14 protein-coding genes are annotated in these 15,006 nt (G+C 73.6%); 1 reads left to right on the forward strand and 13 read right to left on the reverse strand.

Annotation, left to right across the window (positions count from 1 at the left end):
- Window positions 1–77 precede the first annotated feature (77 nt).
- The 13 genes from ACIBO1_RS21140 to ACIBO1_RS21200 form a co-directional block, all read right to left on the reverse strand.
- Complete coding sequence (locus tag ACIBO1_RS21140) at window positions 78–1,034, reverse strand: Gfo/Idh/MocA family protein (protein ID WP_396749040.1); 957 nt, start codon at window positions 1,032–1,034, stop codon at window positions 78–80.
- On the reverse strand, window positions 1,018–1,893 hold the full coding sequence (locus ACIBO1_RS21145) for an inositol monophosphatase family protein (protein WP_396749042.1): 876 nt from the start codon (window positions 1,891–1,893) through the stop codon (window positions 1,018–1,020). Before ACIBO1_RS21145 ends, ACIBO1_RS21140 begins: the two co-directional genes overlap by 17 nt.
- A gap of 67 nt (window positions 1,894–1,960) precedes the next feature.
- On the reverse strand, window positions 1,961–2,488 hold the full coding sequence (locus ACIBO1_RS21150) for a flavin reductase family protein (protein ID WP_396749044.1): 528 nt from the start codon (window positions 2,486–2,488) through the stop codon (window positions 1,961–1,963).
- On the reverse strand, window positions 2,488–3,996 hold the full coding sequence (locus ACIBO1_RS21155; protein WP_396749046.1) for an amino acid adenylation domain-containing protein: 1,509 nt from the start codon (window positions 3,994–3,996) through the stop codon (window positions 2,488–2,490). Before ACIBO1_RS21155 ends, ACIBO1_RS21150 begins: the two co-directional genes overlap by 1 nt.
- Complete coding sequence (locus tag ACIBO1_RS21160; RefSeq protein WP_396749048.1) at window positions 3,993–4,658, reverse strand: 4'-phosphopantetheinyl transferase family protein; 666 nt, start codon at window positions 4,656–4,658, stop codon at window positions 3,993–3,995. Before ACIBO1_RS21160 ends, ACIBO1_RS21155 begins: the two co-directional genes overlap by 4 nt.
- Complete coding sequence (locus ACIBO1_RS21165; protein WP_396749050.1) at window positions 4,655–5,758, reverse strand: acyl-CoA dehydrogenase family protein; 1,104 nt, start codon at window positions 5,756–5,758, stop codon at window positions 4,655–4,657. Before ACIBO1_RS21165 ends, ACIBO1_RS21160 begins: the two co-directional genes overlap by 4 nt.
- Entirely contained in the window at window positions 5,751–6,902 is a 1,152-nt protein-coding gene (locus ACIBO1_RS21170; protein WP_396749053.1) for an acyl-CoA dehydrogenase family protein, read from the reverse strand. Before ACIBO1_RS21170 ends, ACIBO1_RS21165 begins: the two co-directional genes overlap by 8 nt.
- The gene (locus ACIBO1_RS21175) at window positions 6,899–7,153 is read right to left on the reverse strand and encodes an acyl carrier protein (protein WP_396749056.1); all 255 of its coding nucleotides are present in this window, start codon (window positions 7,151–7,153) and stop codon (window positions 6,899–6,901) included. Before ACIBO1_RS21175 ends, ACIBO1_RS21170 begins: the two co-directional genes overlap by 4 nt.
- A 5-nt stretch (window positions 7,154–7,158) precedes the next feature.
- Window positions 7,159–8,424: a type III PLP-dependent enzyme gene (locus ACIBO1_RS21180; RefSeq protein WP_396749059.1), complete on the reverse strand. Its 1,266-nt coding sequence runs from the start codon at window positions 8,422–8,424 to the stop codon at window positions 7,159–7,161.
- Window positions 8,408–9,904, reverse strand: a complete 1,497-nt coding sequence (locus ACIBO1_RS21185; RefSeq protein WP_396749062.1) for a class I adenylate-forming enzyme family protein — start codon at window positions 9,902–9,904, stop codon at window positions 8,408–8,410. Before ACIBO1_RS21185 ends, ACIBO1_RS21180 begins: the two co-directional genes overlap by 17 nt.
- Window positions 9,904–11,151 carry an acyl carrier protein gene (locus ACIBO1_RS21190; RefSeq protein ID WP_396749065.1) on the reverse strand — a complete coding sequence of 416 codons (1,248 nt, stop codon included), beginning with the start codon at window positions 11,149–11,151 and terminating at the stop codon, window positions 9,904–9,906. Before ACIBO1_RS21190 ends, ACIBO1_RS21185 begins: the two co-directional genes overlap by 1 nt.
- Before the next feature lie 69 nt (window positions 11,152–11,220).
- Window positions 11,221–12,441, reverse strand: coding sequence for an inositol-3-phosphate synthase (locus ACIBO1_RS21195; RefSeq protein WP_396749068.1), 1,221 nt, complete (start codon window positions 12,439–12,441; stop codon window positions 11,221–11,223).
- A 57-nt stretch (window positions 12,442–12,498) separates the two neighbouring features.
- On the reverse strand, window positions 12,499–13,773 hold the full coding sequence (locus ACIBO1_RS21200) for a DegT/DnrJ/EryC1/StrS family aminotransferase (RefSeq protein ID WP_396749070.1): 1,275 nt from the start codon (window positions 13,771–13,773) through the stop codon (window positions 12,499–12,501).
- Window positions 13,774–13,878: 105 nt separating this feature from the next.
- Between ACIBO1_RS21200 and ACIBO1_RS21205 the strand changes: the two genes are divergently transcribed.
- Complete coding sequence (locus ACIBO1_RS21205; RefSeq protein ID WP_396749072.1) at window positions 13,879–14,997, forward strand: glycosyltransferase family 2 protein; 1,119 nt, start codon at window positions 13,879–13,881, stop codon at window positions 14,995–14,997.
- Window positions 14,998–15,006 lie beyond the last annotated feature (9 nt).

Genomic DNA, 15,006 nt, shown 5'->3' on the forward strand with positions numbered 1-15,006 from the left:
CGCCGATGAGCGATTTCTCTATTTCGCAATCCCCGCCGGGAGGGAGTAGTAACACGGCCACCAGATGATGAAAACAGTCACCGATCGGGCTGTGCCTCGCCGCTAACGGGCACCGCCGCGCTGGCCTGGTACGCGGCGTCGAGCACCGCCGCCGCGTCCGCCGTCCCCGCCCCGGTGGAGCGCCCGGTGCGCACCAGGTCCACGAAGTCCTCCGCCTGGCGGGCCAGCGCGGCATACATGGTGGCGTCACCGTCGGCTGGGTCGAGGAAGGCCAGGCGTACGTGGTCACGGGTGCCGAAGACCTCCACGCTCGCCATGTCGCCGCCCCGGTGATGCCGTCCCAACGAGACGAGCGCGGTGGCACCGCCGGAGAGGCCCAGCAGCGCCTGGGCGCTGTCCACGTCGCTCCCGCGTACCGCCGGGTCGGTGACCGGCCCGGCGGCCTGCCCGCAGACCCGGACCACCCGCTGCCCGGTCAACCACTGGATCTGGTCGAACTCGTGCACCCCCATGTCGACGAAGATGCCGCCGCTGCCGGTGCGGAAGGCCGCCCCCGGCGGTTCACCGTCCCACTGCAACGCCGCGACGAAGAGGATCTCGCCCAGCTCACCTGCGGCGATCCGGTCCCGCAACTCGCGCAGCGCGGGCACGAAACGGCGCCAGTAGGCCACCTGGAACGGGATACCGGCAGCGGTCGCCACCCGGCCCGCCTCCCGCGCGTCGTCGGCGGTCAGTCCGGCCGGTTTCTCGCACAGCACCGGCAGTCCGGCCTTGGCGGCGGTGGCGATCAGCGCGCCGTGCCGGCCGGTCGGTGCCGTCACCAGCAGACCGTCGGGCGTGGTCTCGGCGAGCAGATCCTCGACCGAGGGGTACGCCGGCAGCCCGGCGTCGCCGACCGCCGCCCGGGCCGCCGGCACCGGATCGACCACCGCGGTGACCGCCACCGTCGGGTTGCCGGTCAGCGCGCGCAGGTGGTGCCGACCCATCCGGCCGGCACCCACCAACGCGAGCCGGAACTCAGGACTGCTGGTCATCTCGCCACTCCTCCTCGTCGGGACGGTCGTCTCCGGTCGGGCCGAGCCACTCCGCGAGCGCCGCCACCACCGCCGGTGCACCGGTGGCGAAGACGCGGCGACCGGCCCGGCGCCAGCGCCGACTCGTGCCCCCGGTCGCCTCGATCAGGGCGGTGCCGGCGGCGATGTCCCACGGCGCGGGGTCGAAACTGACGAAGGCGTCCAGCTCGCCGGTGGCCACGGCGGCCAGGTCGCAGACGGTCGAGCCCGAGTTGCGCAGGTCGGCGATGTGGGGCGCGACCAGACTCAGCAACCGGTACGCCTGACGGCGCGGACCGGGCGTGTTGGGCACCGCGAACGCGACGAGCGCGTGCCCCGGTGCCGCCGTCCGGTCCACCGTCACCGGAGCGTCCTGGTGGTCGCGCACCTCGTCGCCGCCGAGTATCAGGCAGGCACCGGTGGCCGGCTGGAGGATCGTCGCGGCGACCACCCGGCCGTCGGCGTCCGTACCGCGCCCGTCGGCCCCGCCGATGCCGCCCCGGTCCGCCGCGACGGCGATGCTCACGGCGTAGCGGCTCAGGCCGTGACTGAAGTTCAGCGTGCCGTCGAGCGGGTCGACGATCCAGCGCAGACCCGAGCAGCCCGTGGTCAATCCGGACTCTTCGGCCAGCACCGCGTCCTGCGGCCGGGAGCGGGCGATCAGGCCCAGGATGGCCCGCTCGCTGGCGTGGTCCGCGGTGGTGACCGGGTTCTGGGCCGCGCCACCCTTGTAGGAGAGTCGCACCCCCCGCTCGCACACCTCGCGGATCGCGTCCGCACCCGCCCGCGCCGCACGGACGCTGAGATTCCGCAGATCGGTAGGAGCCGCCCCGACACTCATGCCGTCCCTCCGCTGCGCTGCGGGCCGGCATTTGTGCTGGGCCTGATGATTCGCTCGCTGCGCTCGCTCATGCCGTCACCTGCTCGGCGTCGGCTACGCGGGCGTAGTGGCCGTCCACGAAGAGCAGCGGCGGCTTCGGGCGCAGCAGGCCCGAGGACCGGACGACGCCCATCAGCACCATGTGGTCACCGGCCGGGTCGGTGCGGACCGCCTCGCAGCCGAAGTACGCGACCCCGTCGGTGAGCAGCGGGCAGCCGGTGGTCCGTTCCGGGTCGTGCGGGATGTCCGCGAAGCCCTCGGTCCCCGCCGGTCGGCCGTGCGAGGCGAACCAGGCCGCCTCGGCCCGCTGGTCGTCGGCGAGGACCGTGATCGCGAACCGGCCGGTCCGGCGCACCGCGTGCAGCAGCCGGCAATCGTGCTTGAGGCAGATCAACAGCATCCGGGGGTCCAGCGACACGGTGGTGAACGAGTTGACGGTCATGCCGACCGGCCCGTCCGAACCTCGTGCGGTGGCCACCGCCACACCCGTGGCGAAGCGGCCGGCGACCGACCGGAAACCCCGGTCGGTGTCGACCCGACGCGACACGTCGGTCATCACAACGCTCCTCTCGTCTCGCCGGCACCCGTGTCGACCAGGGCGGCTATCCGGCGTCGGTCGGTCTTGCCGTTGGCGTTCGTGGGCAGCGCGGGCACGTGGTGGACGCGGCTCGGCACCATGTATCCGGGCAGCCGGTCGGCGCAGCTCTGGCGCAGCTCCTCGCCGATCCCCTCGGTGCCGGTGTAGACCGCTTCGAGGCAGGTGCGCTCGCCCGCGCCGAGCGCCAGCACCACCGCGTCCTGCACCCCCGGGTGGCCGCGCAGGACCATCTCGATCTCGCCCAGCTCGATCCGGTAGCCGTGCATCTTCACCTGGTCGTCCAGGCGTCCGTGGTGGACCAGTACGCCGTCCTCGCGGCGGACCCGGTCACCGGTGCGGTAGTACCGCTGCCCGTGGTGCGTGACGAAACGGTCGGTGTCGTCGGCCGGGTCGACGTACCCGGTGAAACACTGCGGTCCCCGTACGCAGAGCTCGCCGTCGTCGTCGACGATCTCGCCCGTCTCGGAGCGCAGGATCGCGTCCAGGTGCGGGTACACCTCGCCGATCGGGACGGTCCCGTTCGAGGTGACCGGCCAGTCGGCGACGTCGGCCGGCAGCCGGTGACCGGTGCAGGTCACGGTCAGTTCGGTGGGGCCGTACAGGTTCTCCAGCACGCTGTTCGGGGCCGCCTCGGCCCAGGCCCGCGCCTGGTCCAGGGTCAGCGGTTCACCGGCGAACAGGCTGTACCGCAGGCCCGGCATGGCACCCGGCGACAGCATCCGCATCCGGCGGGCCAGCGACACGACCGACGGCACCGAGAACCAGCCGGTGATGCCCCGGTCGTTGACGAAGCGCACCGGGGTCAGCACCTCGTCGGGCTGCGGCACGACGAGCGTCGCACCGCTGCCCCAGGCGACGAACATGTCGAAGACCGACGGGTCGAAGGTCAGGTCGAAGTTCTGCGACAGCCGGTCACCCGGGCCGACCGGATAGCGGTCGAGGCAGTACGCGAGGTAGGCGTCGACGTTGCGGTGCCGGATCGGCACACCCTTCGGCCGCCCGGTCGAGCCCGAGGTGAACAGCGTGTAGGCCACGTCGTCGGGGGCGACCTCGGTCGGCGGCACGGGCGTGCCGGTGCGGGAGTCGTCGAGGCGTACCGGCACGGCACCGGTCCGGGCCGACAGGTCGGCGGCGACGGCGGCACCCGTCTCGTCCACCACCACGACCTCGACCCCGCCGCCCCGGCACACCTGCACGTTGCGGGAGATCGGGAAGGTGGGGTTGAGCGGCACCACGACCGCCCCGACGCGCAACGCGGCCAGATAGCCGACGTACGCGGGCAGGCTGCGGGCGGCCAGCAGACCGACGGCGGCGGGCGGGCGGCCGGTCGGGTGGCAGAGCTGCCCGGCCAGGTGCGCGACGAGTTCGTCCATCCGCCGGTACGTCACCGCCTCCGCGCCCACCTCCAGCGCGATCTCCTCCGGCGACCGCGCGACGCTGCGTTGGAACCACTGGTACAGACTCACGGCGTTGCTCCCTTCCTGTCGTCGATCGGTTCCCAGGCGCAGCTCCACGGCGTACCGCCGGTCGGCGGCAGGGTCCGCCAGCGCAGGTGCCGCCACCACCCGTGCTCCTGGTCGGGGCCGACCGGGATCCGCCACGGCCGGATTCCCAGCCCGCGCCCGGTGGCCTTGGCGCAGGACTCCTGCACGGTCCAGATCCGGGCCACCGCCGCGTCGCGGGTGGACCGGTCGTGTCGCAGCAGCGCGACGGCGCCCTGCGGACAGCAGCGCCGCACCAGGGCGTCACCCACCGGGTACGGCTCCTGCACGTCCACGCCGACCGCGCCGCCCCGGGTGTGCACCGCCGCCGCGACCACGCCACCGGAGTGCGCCAGGCTGACTTCGAGGTCGGGACGGTCCGGCAGGTACGGCTGGCCGCCCGCGCGGCTGCCCACCGCAAGGTGCCCGGTCCCGGTCGGCGCCACCGCGCCGACCAGCGTGGTCAGCAGTCGCCGCGCCCCGACCCGTTCGGCCACCCGCCACCGGGGCAGCCCCCGGCCGACGTCACCGGCCGGCTGCTCCGGCGTCTCCAGGGCACCGATCGGCGCGTAGGCGGCGAAGACCCCGTCGGGCAGCGCGACCGCCACCGCGCCCGGCATCCCGGGAAGCCGGTGGCCGCTGCTCATGGCCCGCTCCTGAGCAGGTCGTCCGCGTGGTCGGCGAGTCCGGCCAGCATCGTCCCGGTGGCACCGCCGGCGATGCCGAACATGGCCGCCTCGGTACGCAGCGCCGCCTCGCCGCCGTCGCGGAACGCGTCCGCGCCACGCAGGTGCACCGCCTCGGCCGCGATCGTCTCGACCGTCTCGGCGGCGGCCACCTTGAGCACCATGCCGGTGACGGTCGAGGGTGGACCGGGCGGGCCGTCCAGCAGGGGCGCGCACAGCGCGTCCAGTTGGCAGAGGGCGACCAGGCAGCGGGCGTACTGCTCGCGGACCGCCGGGTGGTCCCAGAGCGTGCCGTCGGCGGCCGGTCGGGCCCGCAGCCACTCCCCGAGCCCGGTCAACAGTCGGCGGCAGATCGCCCGGGACCAGAGGGCGCTGGCCAGCCGCTCGACCCCGACCTGCCGGGCGAATCCGGCCAGCGCCCGACCGGGCCGCCCTACCAGCGCGTTCGGTTCCAGGGCCACGCCGTCGAACCGGAGATGTCCCACTCCGGACCCGGCGAAGGCGCGCCCCGTGGGCTCGACCGTCACCCCCGGCGTCGATATCGGCACCAGCAGCCAGCAGAAGCTGGTGAAGTGTCGGGGCTCGCGGTGCCGGGCGAGCACCAGCGCGGCGTGGCAGGTGGTCGCGTTGGTGATCCACTCCTTGCCGCCGTCCAGGGTCACGGCGTCGTCGCCGAGCTTGGCCCGGGTGGTGGCGTCGAGCAGGTCCGAGCCGGAAGCACCGGCGTCGGTGACGGCCAGCGCCACCACGGTCTCACCGCGCACCATGCCGGCCACCGTCTCGGCGACCGGTCCGGCGGTTGCCGCCTCGGAGAGCAGCGGCAGCACGGTGGCCACCTGGACGCAGACCGAGAGGGTCACGCCGAGCGGACAGCGGGCGTCCAGCTCGGTCAACAGTGTTGCCAGCCGGCGCGGGTCAGGTTGGTTGCCGCCGTCGGGACAGAGGGCGGCGACGACACCGCCGACGCCCAGTGCCCGCCACAGGGCCCGTGCGTCGGCGGTGTCCACCCCCGCCAGCGCCGTACCCAGCGCGGCGGTGAAGTCGGCGGTCGGCTCAGGCAAGACGCACCCCCGGGTCGCGCAGCGCCAGCGCCCCGTTGGCCAGTCGCAGGCGGTCGTTGCCGTAGTTCAGCGACGCCGACCGCAGGTCGCGGAAGGCGCGCTCCACCGCCAGCGGTGAGCCGGTGAGGTAGCCGTGCCGCAGCCCGACCAGTTCGACCAGCTCGTGCACGGCGGCGAAGGACTCCTCGGCGGCCCGGATCTTGAGCGTGTTGAGCAGCGACTGCACCGGCGCGGCGGACATGTCGGGTGCCGAGTCGACGACCGACACGGTGTGCCGCAGCAGGGCGTTCGTGGCGTCGAGCCGAGTCCGAATCCCGGCCAGGCGCAGCAGCACCAGCTCCGACGAGGGGGCGAACTGCCGCCGTCCCGCCTCGCTGCGCGCGTGCCGCAACACCCGCGAGTACGCCCCGGCCGCCGTCCCGAGCCAGGCAGCGGCCCAGCCGACGTGGGCCAGCGGCGCGAACACCCGGGTCGCGATGGCCCGGAACCCGCCGTGCTCGCCGACCACCTGCCACTGCGGCACCGCGCCGCGCAGCCGCATCGGCACGCTGTGCGTGGCCCGCATGCCCAACGGCTGCCAGCCGCCGGTCACCTCGATCTCCAACTGGTCGCGGGCGGCATAGACCAGGTCGACCTGCGTGGCCGACTCGGCCTGCGGTGCCAGCGTGGTGATCAGGAACGCGTCGGCGTACGGGCCGCCGGTGACGATCGGGGCCTGCCGGTCGACGCGCAGCATCTCCCCGTCCTGCTCCAGCCCCGACTCGGAGGTGAGCAGGTGCCCGCCCTTGCCCGGCTCGGTGGTGACCGAACCGAGGTACACCTCGCCCCGCGCCACCGCCGGCAGCACCTCGGCGCGCAGCTTCTCCCCGGCGTACGCGGCGAGCGCCGCCACCTGCTGACAGTGCATCGTGAAGACCATCGCCACCGACATGTCCACCCGACCCAACGCCTCGGTGACGTCGACCATGTCGGTGAGCGTGCCGCCGGGACCACCCTCGGCGGTCGGCACCAGCAGGCCCAGCAGCCGCGTACGGCGCATCGCGTCCAGCGCCTCGGTGGGAAACGTGGCCGTGGTGTCGGCGGCCTCGGCGTGTGCGGCGGCGACCTCCGCCACAGTGGTCAGTGCCTCGGCGTACCCGGTCATCGGGCACCACCACCGACCGGCGTTCGCAGATCCTCGATCACGTGCCACAACCCGCCCGCCGTGGCGAACGTTGAGTCGACCAGCTTGTCGTCGGGAACGGCGACGCCGAAGGTGTCCTCGATGGCGAAGAGCAGCTCGATCTCCCGCATCGAGTCCAGGCCCAGGTCACGCAGGCGGGACTCCTCGGTGATCTCCTTGTCGCCGGCGAACTTGAGGAACGGCCGGAGCATCTCGGTGAATTCGGCGTTCATGACGGTCACCTTTCGTCTCGTGGATCGGTCGGGTCGTCCGGTGCGGTGCCCGGCGTCCGGGTCAGCGTCAGCCGGGACGTCTCGACGACCTGCTCGCCGTCGCAGACGACCTCCAGCGGCGCCGGGTGGCCGAGGAAGGCCAGCAGGCTCGCGGAGAGCCCGTACGCGCCGACGTTCGGCACGCTGAGCACGTCACCGGGGCGTACGTCGGGCAGTGTCGCGGCACGGGCCCAGGTGTCCAGCGGAGTGCAGAGCGGACCGGCCACGATGGCCCCGGTCAGCGCCGGCTCGTCGGCCGAATCGGTGGACCCGTCCGCGTGCAGGGCCGGAACCAGCGGCGGCAGCCGACGCAGGCCGGACATCCCGCCGAGGTGGTTGATGCCGGACTCCAGCACCACCACGGGCGTACCGTGCGAGTGCTTGACGTCCAGCACCCGGGTCAGCAGGGTCCCGGCGGTGGCGGTGAGGAAGCGGCCGGACTCGAACGCGATCACCGGGTCGCCGTCCGGCCAGCCCGGGAAGAGGCCGTCCAGGGCGCTACGGACCTGCGCGTCGAGCCCGGTCAGGTCGGCGTTGTGCCCGGCGCGGGCGAACGGCGCGCCGAAGCCACCACCCAGGTTGAGCAGCGTCAGCTCGATGCCGAGCAGGTCGCGCAGCCGGTGCGCGGTGGCGGCGGCGGAGGCGAACTGGGTCACCAGCGCGTCCACCGACTCGACGTTGCTGCCGGTGTAGAGGTGGAACCCGGAGACGACCGCCGCCGACCGGGACCGGAACGTCTCCGGCTGGCGCTCGATCCAGTCCACGTCGGCACCGAACTGCGAGGCGACGCCGGTCATGGTCAACCCCTGGCCGGGGTTCGGCACCCGGTCGTTGACCCGCAGCAGGCAGTGCAACGTGGTGCCGAATCCACCGGCGATCCGGTCGGCCTGGTCGAGAGCGCCCGGCGAGTCGACCGAGAACCACCGCACACCCGCCTCGACGGCCTCGATCACCTCGGCGTCGCGCTTGCCGGGGCCGGTGTAGAGCATCCGGTCGCCGGGCACACCGGCGGCCAGCGCCGTGGCCAGTTCGCCGGGGGAGCAGATCTCGGCACCGCACCCGGCCTGGTGCAGTGCCGCCACGATCGCCGGGTGCGGGTTGGCCTTGAGCGAGTAGTAGAGGCGGCTGGGCGTGGGCAGGGCCGCGCGCAACGCGGCGTGGTTGGCGCGTACGTCGGCCAGGTCGTAACGGTAGGCCGGGGTCTCGAAGGGCAGGTCAGCCACGACGCTCACCCGCCAACCGGGCCAGCGCGCGGCGGTCGACCTTGCCGTTGCCGTTGAGCGGCAGGCTCGGCAGCACCACGCACCGCGCGGGCACCTTCATCTCCTCCAACTGGCCGCGCAGCCGGTGCAGGATGTCGTCGGCCGCCAGCTCGGCGACCACGAAGAGGGTGGCGCCGTCGCGGCCGTCGGCGGGCGGCAGCACTCCGGCCACCTCCACGCCGTCCACCCGGTACGCGGCGGCCTCCACCTCGGTCGCGCTGACCCGGGTCCCCTTCTCCTTGTAGACGTCGTCGCGCCGACCGGCGTAGTGCACGTAGCCGTCGGCGTCCACGTGGCCGTAGTCGCCGGTGTGCAGTTGCGGGAACAGTCCGTCGCGGCGGACGAAGCGTTCGGCGGTCAGTTCGGGGCGTCGCCAGTAGCCGGCCATCACGTGCGGGCCGCGCACCACCAGCTCACCCGGGGTGCCGGAGGGTTGCCGCCGGCCGGTGGAGTCCACCGTGAAGATCTCGGTGCCGGGCAGCGCCCGGCCGGCCGCGCCCGGCCGCCGCAGGTCCTCGTCCGGCGGCATGATGGCGGCACGCTTGCACTCGGTGAGTCCGAACATAAGTTGCACCTTCAGGTCGGGGAGCGCCTCGCGCAGACCGGCGAGCACCTCGGGCGGCATGGTCGCCCCGGTGTTGGTGATCAGGCGTAGCCGTGGGCGTTCCGCACCGGGACGGCGCAGCAGTCGCAGCAGGTTGATGGCGAGCGACGGCACGCAGGGCAGCACGGTGGCCCCGGACTCGCGCAGCGCGACCAGGAGGCGTCCCCCGGTCTGCCCGGCGTCGCCCAGGTGCAGCCGACATCCGGCGACCGTGCTCAGGAAGATCTGGTACAGGCCGTAGTCGAACGAGGTGGGCAGCACGTTGTGCACCACGTCGTCCGGGCGGTACGACAGTTCCGACTGGATCGCGCGTACCGCGAAGGTGACCTGGGCGTGGGTGGAGACCACCGCCTTCGGCATGCCGGTGCTGCCGGAGGTGTAGATCAGGCAGACCGGATCCACCGCCAGCGGCGACGCGCCGGTCAGGGCCAGCGGTGAAGTGCCCTCCGCCGCGCCGGCCAGGGCGGCCGAGTCGCGGACGGCGACGTTCCGGGCCCGCGCCAGCTCGCGCAGCAGCGGATCGTCGGTGACGACGAGCACCGGCTCGGCGTCGTCCAGCACGTGGGCGAGGGCGACCTCGGGAGCGGGCACCCGGATCACCGCGAAGACCGCACCGATCCGGGACACCGCGTAGAGCAGGGCGGGCAGGGTGGCGTCGGCGGTCACCGCGACCACCACCCGGTCACCGCGCCGCACGCCCTGCCGGTGCAGCCAGTCGGCGAGCCGGCGGCTGTGCGCGTCCACCTCCCGATGGCTGAGTCGGACCGTACCGTCGCTGACCGCGTCCGCGTCCGGCCACCGCGACGCGGCCCGGTCGAGCAGGCCGTGCAGCAGGTCGGTGCTCATCAGGCACCTCCGGTACGGCTGGCGTCGGCGAACATCGCGCACAGCGAGCCGACGTCCCGCAGGTCGGCGGCGGAGAGCGCGGTGGCCGGGACCTCGACACCCAGCCGCCGCTCGACCCGGTCGATGACGTCGACCAGCCGGAACGAGTCGAAGCCCGGCAGATCCCGCAGTACGTCCGTGGGGCGCAGACGGTCCTCGTCCAGGTGCAGCGTGTCCCGCAGCGCACCGAGCACCGCCGCCTGCACCGGGCCGTCACCGGTACGCGAGCCGTCAGCGGTACGCGGTTCGTCGTCGCTCGCCGCCGTCGTGGCCCCGATCGCCTCCACCGCCGAGAGGTACTCGTCGACCAGCGCGCCCAGCGCGTCGGCCAGCTCGGGGGAGGCGGGGCGTCCGGTCTGGGCGCGACGCAGCGCCACGTAACTGCGGGCGGAGAGCTGCTGCCATCGCTGCGCCTGCCCGGCCAGCGCGGCGGCGGCCTCCGGGCGGACCGACTCCAGCCAGTGCTCGTGCAACTGGCGGGCCCGTCCGAGCAGCCACACGTCGAGGACGAACCGGTGCAGGCCGTCCACGGTGGTCAGGCTCTCGGTGAGCGAGGTGAGATGTCCGGCCACCGCCGGACGGGACTGCCGGGCCCGCTCCGCGTTGCTTGCCAGCATCTCCGGCACGTCGAGGATCGGTGCCGGACCGGCCGTGATGGCCAGCGTGTGGGCACCGCCCGCCAGTGCCGTGTCGAACTCGTCCACCGGCAACCGCCACACCCCCGGGCGCGCCGGCCCCCAGGCGGTGTCGTTGTGGTACGCGTCCACCACGGTCACCGCACCCGAGCCCGCGTCGGTGGCGAGGAAGCTGTGCCGCATGTGCTCGTGCCCCTGGTACGGGCACCAGGGCAGGTCGTTGGCATCGGCGATGACGTACAGCGGCTGGCCGGTGGCGAACAGCCGGCGTACGCGCGGCCCGTCCAGTTGCGTCCACCGGCCCTCGACCCGCAGGCCGAGCAGACCCACCGCCTCGGCGGCGCGGTCGTCCGGCGTGGCCTCGACGGTGGGCAGCCCAGCACGTTCCCGGGTACGGAACTCGACGCGTGCGCCGAGGGCGAGATGGCTGCCGGTGCCGTGCGCGTGGTCGGCCAGCAGCGCGAAGCTCGTCTGGAGGCAGTCCAGCGCGGAGGCGCGCAGGGCGGTCAGGATCGGCGTCCACACCGGATCACCGGTCCGCCGGTCCGGCCGGCTCTGGGTTTGTGGGGGCATGGGAGGCTCCTCGTGGCTACGGCGGGCGGAACCGCCGGCGCGGTCGCCCGCGCCGGCGGCGCGGACGGCTCAGCTCTCGGCCTCGCGGTCGAGGCCGTTGGCCCACTCGGTGAGTGCCCGGGCCTGGTCGGCGAGGGCGTGCTCGTCGGAGCCGATCGGGTCCTTGAAGAAGAAGCCGAGCTCCTCGACCGGGCCGACGTGACCGGCCCGGTGCGCGGCGGCGGTCAGCCGGGCCAGGTCCAGCACCAGCGGCGCGGCCAGCGTCGAGTCGACGCCGCTCCAGGTGAGCTGCATGGACATCCGGACGCCGAGGAAGCCCTCGAAGGAGACGTGGTCCCAGGCGGTCTTGTGGTCGCCGAGGTCCGGCACGTTGTCGATGTGCAGCGGTGCGGTCACGTCCTCGCCGAGCAGCGCCGGCAGCACACCCGACTTGGAGCTCAGCTTGCTCTTGGCGTTCGCCGGGTCCTCCAGCGTCGCCCCGTCGCCGCCGCCGAGCAGGTTGACCCCGGCCCAGGAGAGCACGTGCAGCGCGCGGCAGGTGAACATCGGTGCGAGGGCGGTCCGCAGCAGCGTCTCACCGGTCTTGCCGTCCGAGCCGGCGAAGGGCACCTGCTGGCGGCGGGCCAGCAGCTCCAGAGCCGGCAACCGCGCCCCGGTCGACGGGGTGAAGTCGACGAACCCGCAACCGGCCTGGAAGGCCGCGTACGCGACGACCGAGCTGGGCGGCAGCACCCGGGCGTCCGGGTCGGTCAGCGCGCGGGCCAGCGCCTCCAGGTCGTCGTGTTCGGGCCGGAAGTCGACGGGCGGTTCGGTCGACGACACGTTGACCACCACCACCCGGGCCAGCCCGTGCCGGTTGCGGAACTCCTCGATGTCGGCGGCCAGCCGGTCGATCGCCTCGGCCTGGCTGCCGGTGTGGGACTGCGCGTCGTAGCCGGTGCGCAGCTCGCCCTCGACCTCGGGCAGGCTGCCCCGCACGGCGGCCAGGACCGGGGCCGGGATCACGCCGGAGTCGACTAGCGCCTCCGCCTTCTTCTCCAGTGGTGTGTCCACCACGTCGTGCCCACCGACGACCATGTCGGTCCAGCTCGCCAGCGGCGCGTCGCGCAGCATCTCGGTGTCGGTGACGCAGCCGGTGGACCGGGTCATCCCGGCCCGCAGCGCCAACAGGCCGGTGACGGCGGTGGTGGCGACCGAGCCTCGGGCGCCGTTGAGCCACAGGCCGATCGGCCCGTCGGAGGTCTGCGACGAGGACGTGCTCTGCGGGGTCTCGCTGTGCGTGATGGTCACGGAAGGGTCCCTTCTCTGGGCGCGCCGGGTCGGTGGCACGCGGATCGGTGGCGCGTTTCAGCGGGCCAGCACTTTGCCGAGGGCGCCGGCGACGTCGTGCATGTCGCGCTCGTCGCCGAGGAACGTGCTGTGGTGGGTCTGCACGGTGTGCGCGGCGAGCCACTCGGTCTTGGGGTACGCACGGTCGCGGTGGATCTCGGAGAACCGCTCGGCCAGCGGCGCGAGCAGCGGCTTGGTCCAGGGCTGGAGCAGCGGGCTGCGGTGCAGCGGCTCGTCGGTGACATAGAAGCGCTTGCCCAGCTCGGCGGTGAGCGCGGTGGCCAGGTCGGCGTTGCTCATCCCGGCGGGCAGCTCGTCGACGACGATGGTGCCCTCATAGATGGAGATCCGGGTCTGCGCCGGTGCGGGTTGCAGCAGGCGTACCCCGTCCAGGTCGGCCACCAGCTCGGTGAGCAGGGCGTAGTTGCGGTTCCGGACGGTGTGCTGCTCGTCCAGGAAGCCGAGTTGGGCACAGGCCACGGCGGCGGAGAACTCGCTCAGGCAGAAGTTCGCGCCCTGGATACCGGCGCTCTCCTCCAGGTCCAGCTCACCCGGGGCGGGGCGTCCGTCGCGGTAGCGGCGGGAGTCGGCCCGCAGCTCCTGGAGCACCGGTGCCAGCGAGTCGTCGTCGGTGACCACGGCACCGCCCTCGCCGCAGGTGAGGACCTTGCCGTGCTGGAAGCTGAAGCATCCGATCCGACCCAGGGAGCCGGCCTGGCGGCCCTGCCAGGTGGCGCCGTGCGCCTGGGCGCAGTCCTCCACGATCGAGATGTTCCGGGTCGCGGTGACCGCGTCCAACGCCGGGATGTCGGCCATGTTGGAGGCCCAGTGCACGGCCACCACGGCGCGCGGGTCCACCGACAGGTCGAGGTCGTCCGGCCCGATGCAGCCGGTGTCGGCGTCCACGTCGACAAGCACCGGCACCAGACCGGCACGCAGCGCGGCGGTCGCCGAGGCGGTCCAGGTCAGGGCCGGGACGAGCACGGTGTCACCGAAGTCGAGGCCGAGGGATTCGAGGGCCACCACCAGGGCGCTCGACCCGTGGTCCACGGGTACGCAGTGGCGGGTGCCGACGTAGCGGGCGAAGTCGGCGGCGAACCGGCGTTCGAAGAGCGGGGTGTCGCCGCACGTCGGGCTGCTGATCGCCCACCGGCCACCGTGCAGCACGGCGGCGAGGTTTCGCTCGGCGTCCGGGGCGGGGACCGGCCAGCGGGGCCACGGCCGGTCCGGCGGCCGCAACGGTCGGCCGCCGTCGACGGCGAGCCGTCGGTCGGTACGGATGGAGGTCGTCATGCCGTCGACACTGCTGCCGCTCGATACATCCTCCGTACACATCGGATACCGGCGGAGTTCGATGCCGTGTATCGGCGTTGTATCGGCCTGGCCGACCCTCGGGACATGAGCCGATCCCCGCAGTCATCCCGCAGCGAGCCGACCGCACCACCCGGCGTCGAGCGTGGCGTCTCGGTGGTCATCCCGGTCAAGGACCGGGTGCCCGAGATGCGCCGACAGCTCCGCAGCCTGCAACGCGCGGCCCGGAACTGCCCGGAGCCGGTGGAGGTGGTGGTGGTCGACGACTCCGCACCGGCGGCCGCCGCCGCGCACCGGGCCGCCTGCGCCCAGTACGGCGCCCGCTACGTACGCGGTCCCCGGCACGTCGGGGCCAAACGGAACCTGGGCGTCCGGCACGCCCGCCACGACCTGGTGCTGTTCACCGACTCCGACTGTCGGGTGCCGGAGGACCTGATCACCCGGTACGCCGCCCGGCTGCGCGCCAGCGGCGACGAGGTCGCCGGAGTCACCGGGCCGGTCCTGGTGGAACCCGGCGAGGGTGCCTTCTTCCGGGTGATGAGCCGCTCCTACCTGCTGCTCGGTGACCTGACCCGGCCGCTGCACCACGAGCGGGTGTCCTGGGGCGCCGGGGCGAACACGGCCGTGAAACGGGTCGCGTTCGACGCCGTCGGCGGCTTCCCGGAGGACTCCCCGATGCCGATCGGCGGCGAGGACCTGCACCTCGGCCTGCTGCTGACCGACGCCGGGTACGCGCTGCTCGCCGAGCCCGAGGCGGTCGTCACCCACGACACCTCGGTCGCCGACACCGTCGGAGCCGTCGCATACCGGTTCACCACGTACGGGCGATCCGAACAGTGGCTCTGCGTGGCCCACCCGCACCGCCGCCGGTTCGTCCTGAACACCGTCAGCGCGCTCGCGGTGACCGCTGCCGTCGGGCTGGCCACGGCTCGGCGTACCGGCGGACGCAGCCTGCTCGCGGTGCCGGCCGTCGCGGCGGCGCTGGTGGCCGCGAAGACACCCGGTCGGCTCGGCGACGACCGTGGCCCGCGCGCCCTCGCCGAGTCGGTGGCCTGTGCCGCGATCGAGACCCTCTTCGACGGCGCCGCCTTCGTCACCGCACTCCGGATGCGCCGCCCCGACCTGCTCTTCACCGGGTTCCGGGCCCCGAACGAGGACGACTACCAGCCGGTCGCCCCGTCGCGGGCGGAACCGGTCGCGGCGTGAGAGGAGCCG

The sequence above is a fragment of the Micromonospora sp. NPDC049903 genome (assembly GCF_044460945.1).
GTDB lineage: Bacteria > Actinomycetota > Actinomycetes > Mycobacteriales > Micromonosporaceae > Micromonospora.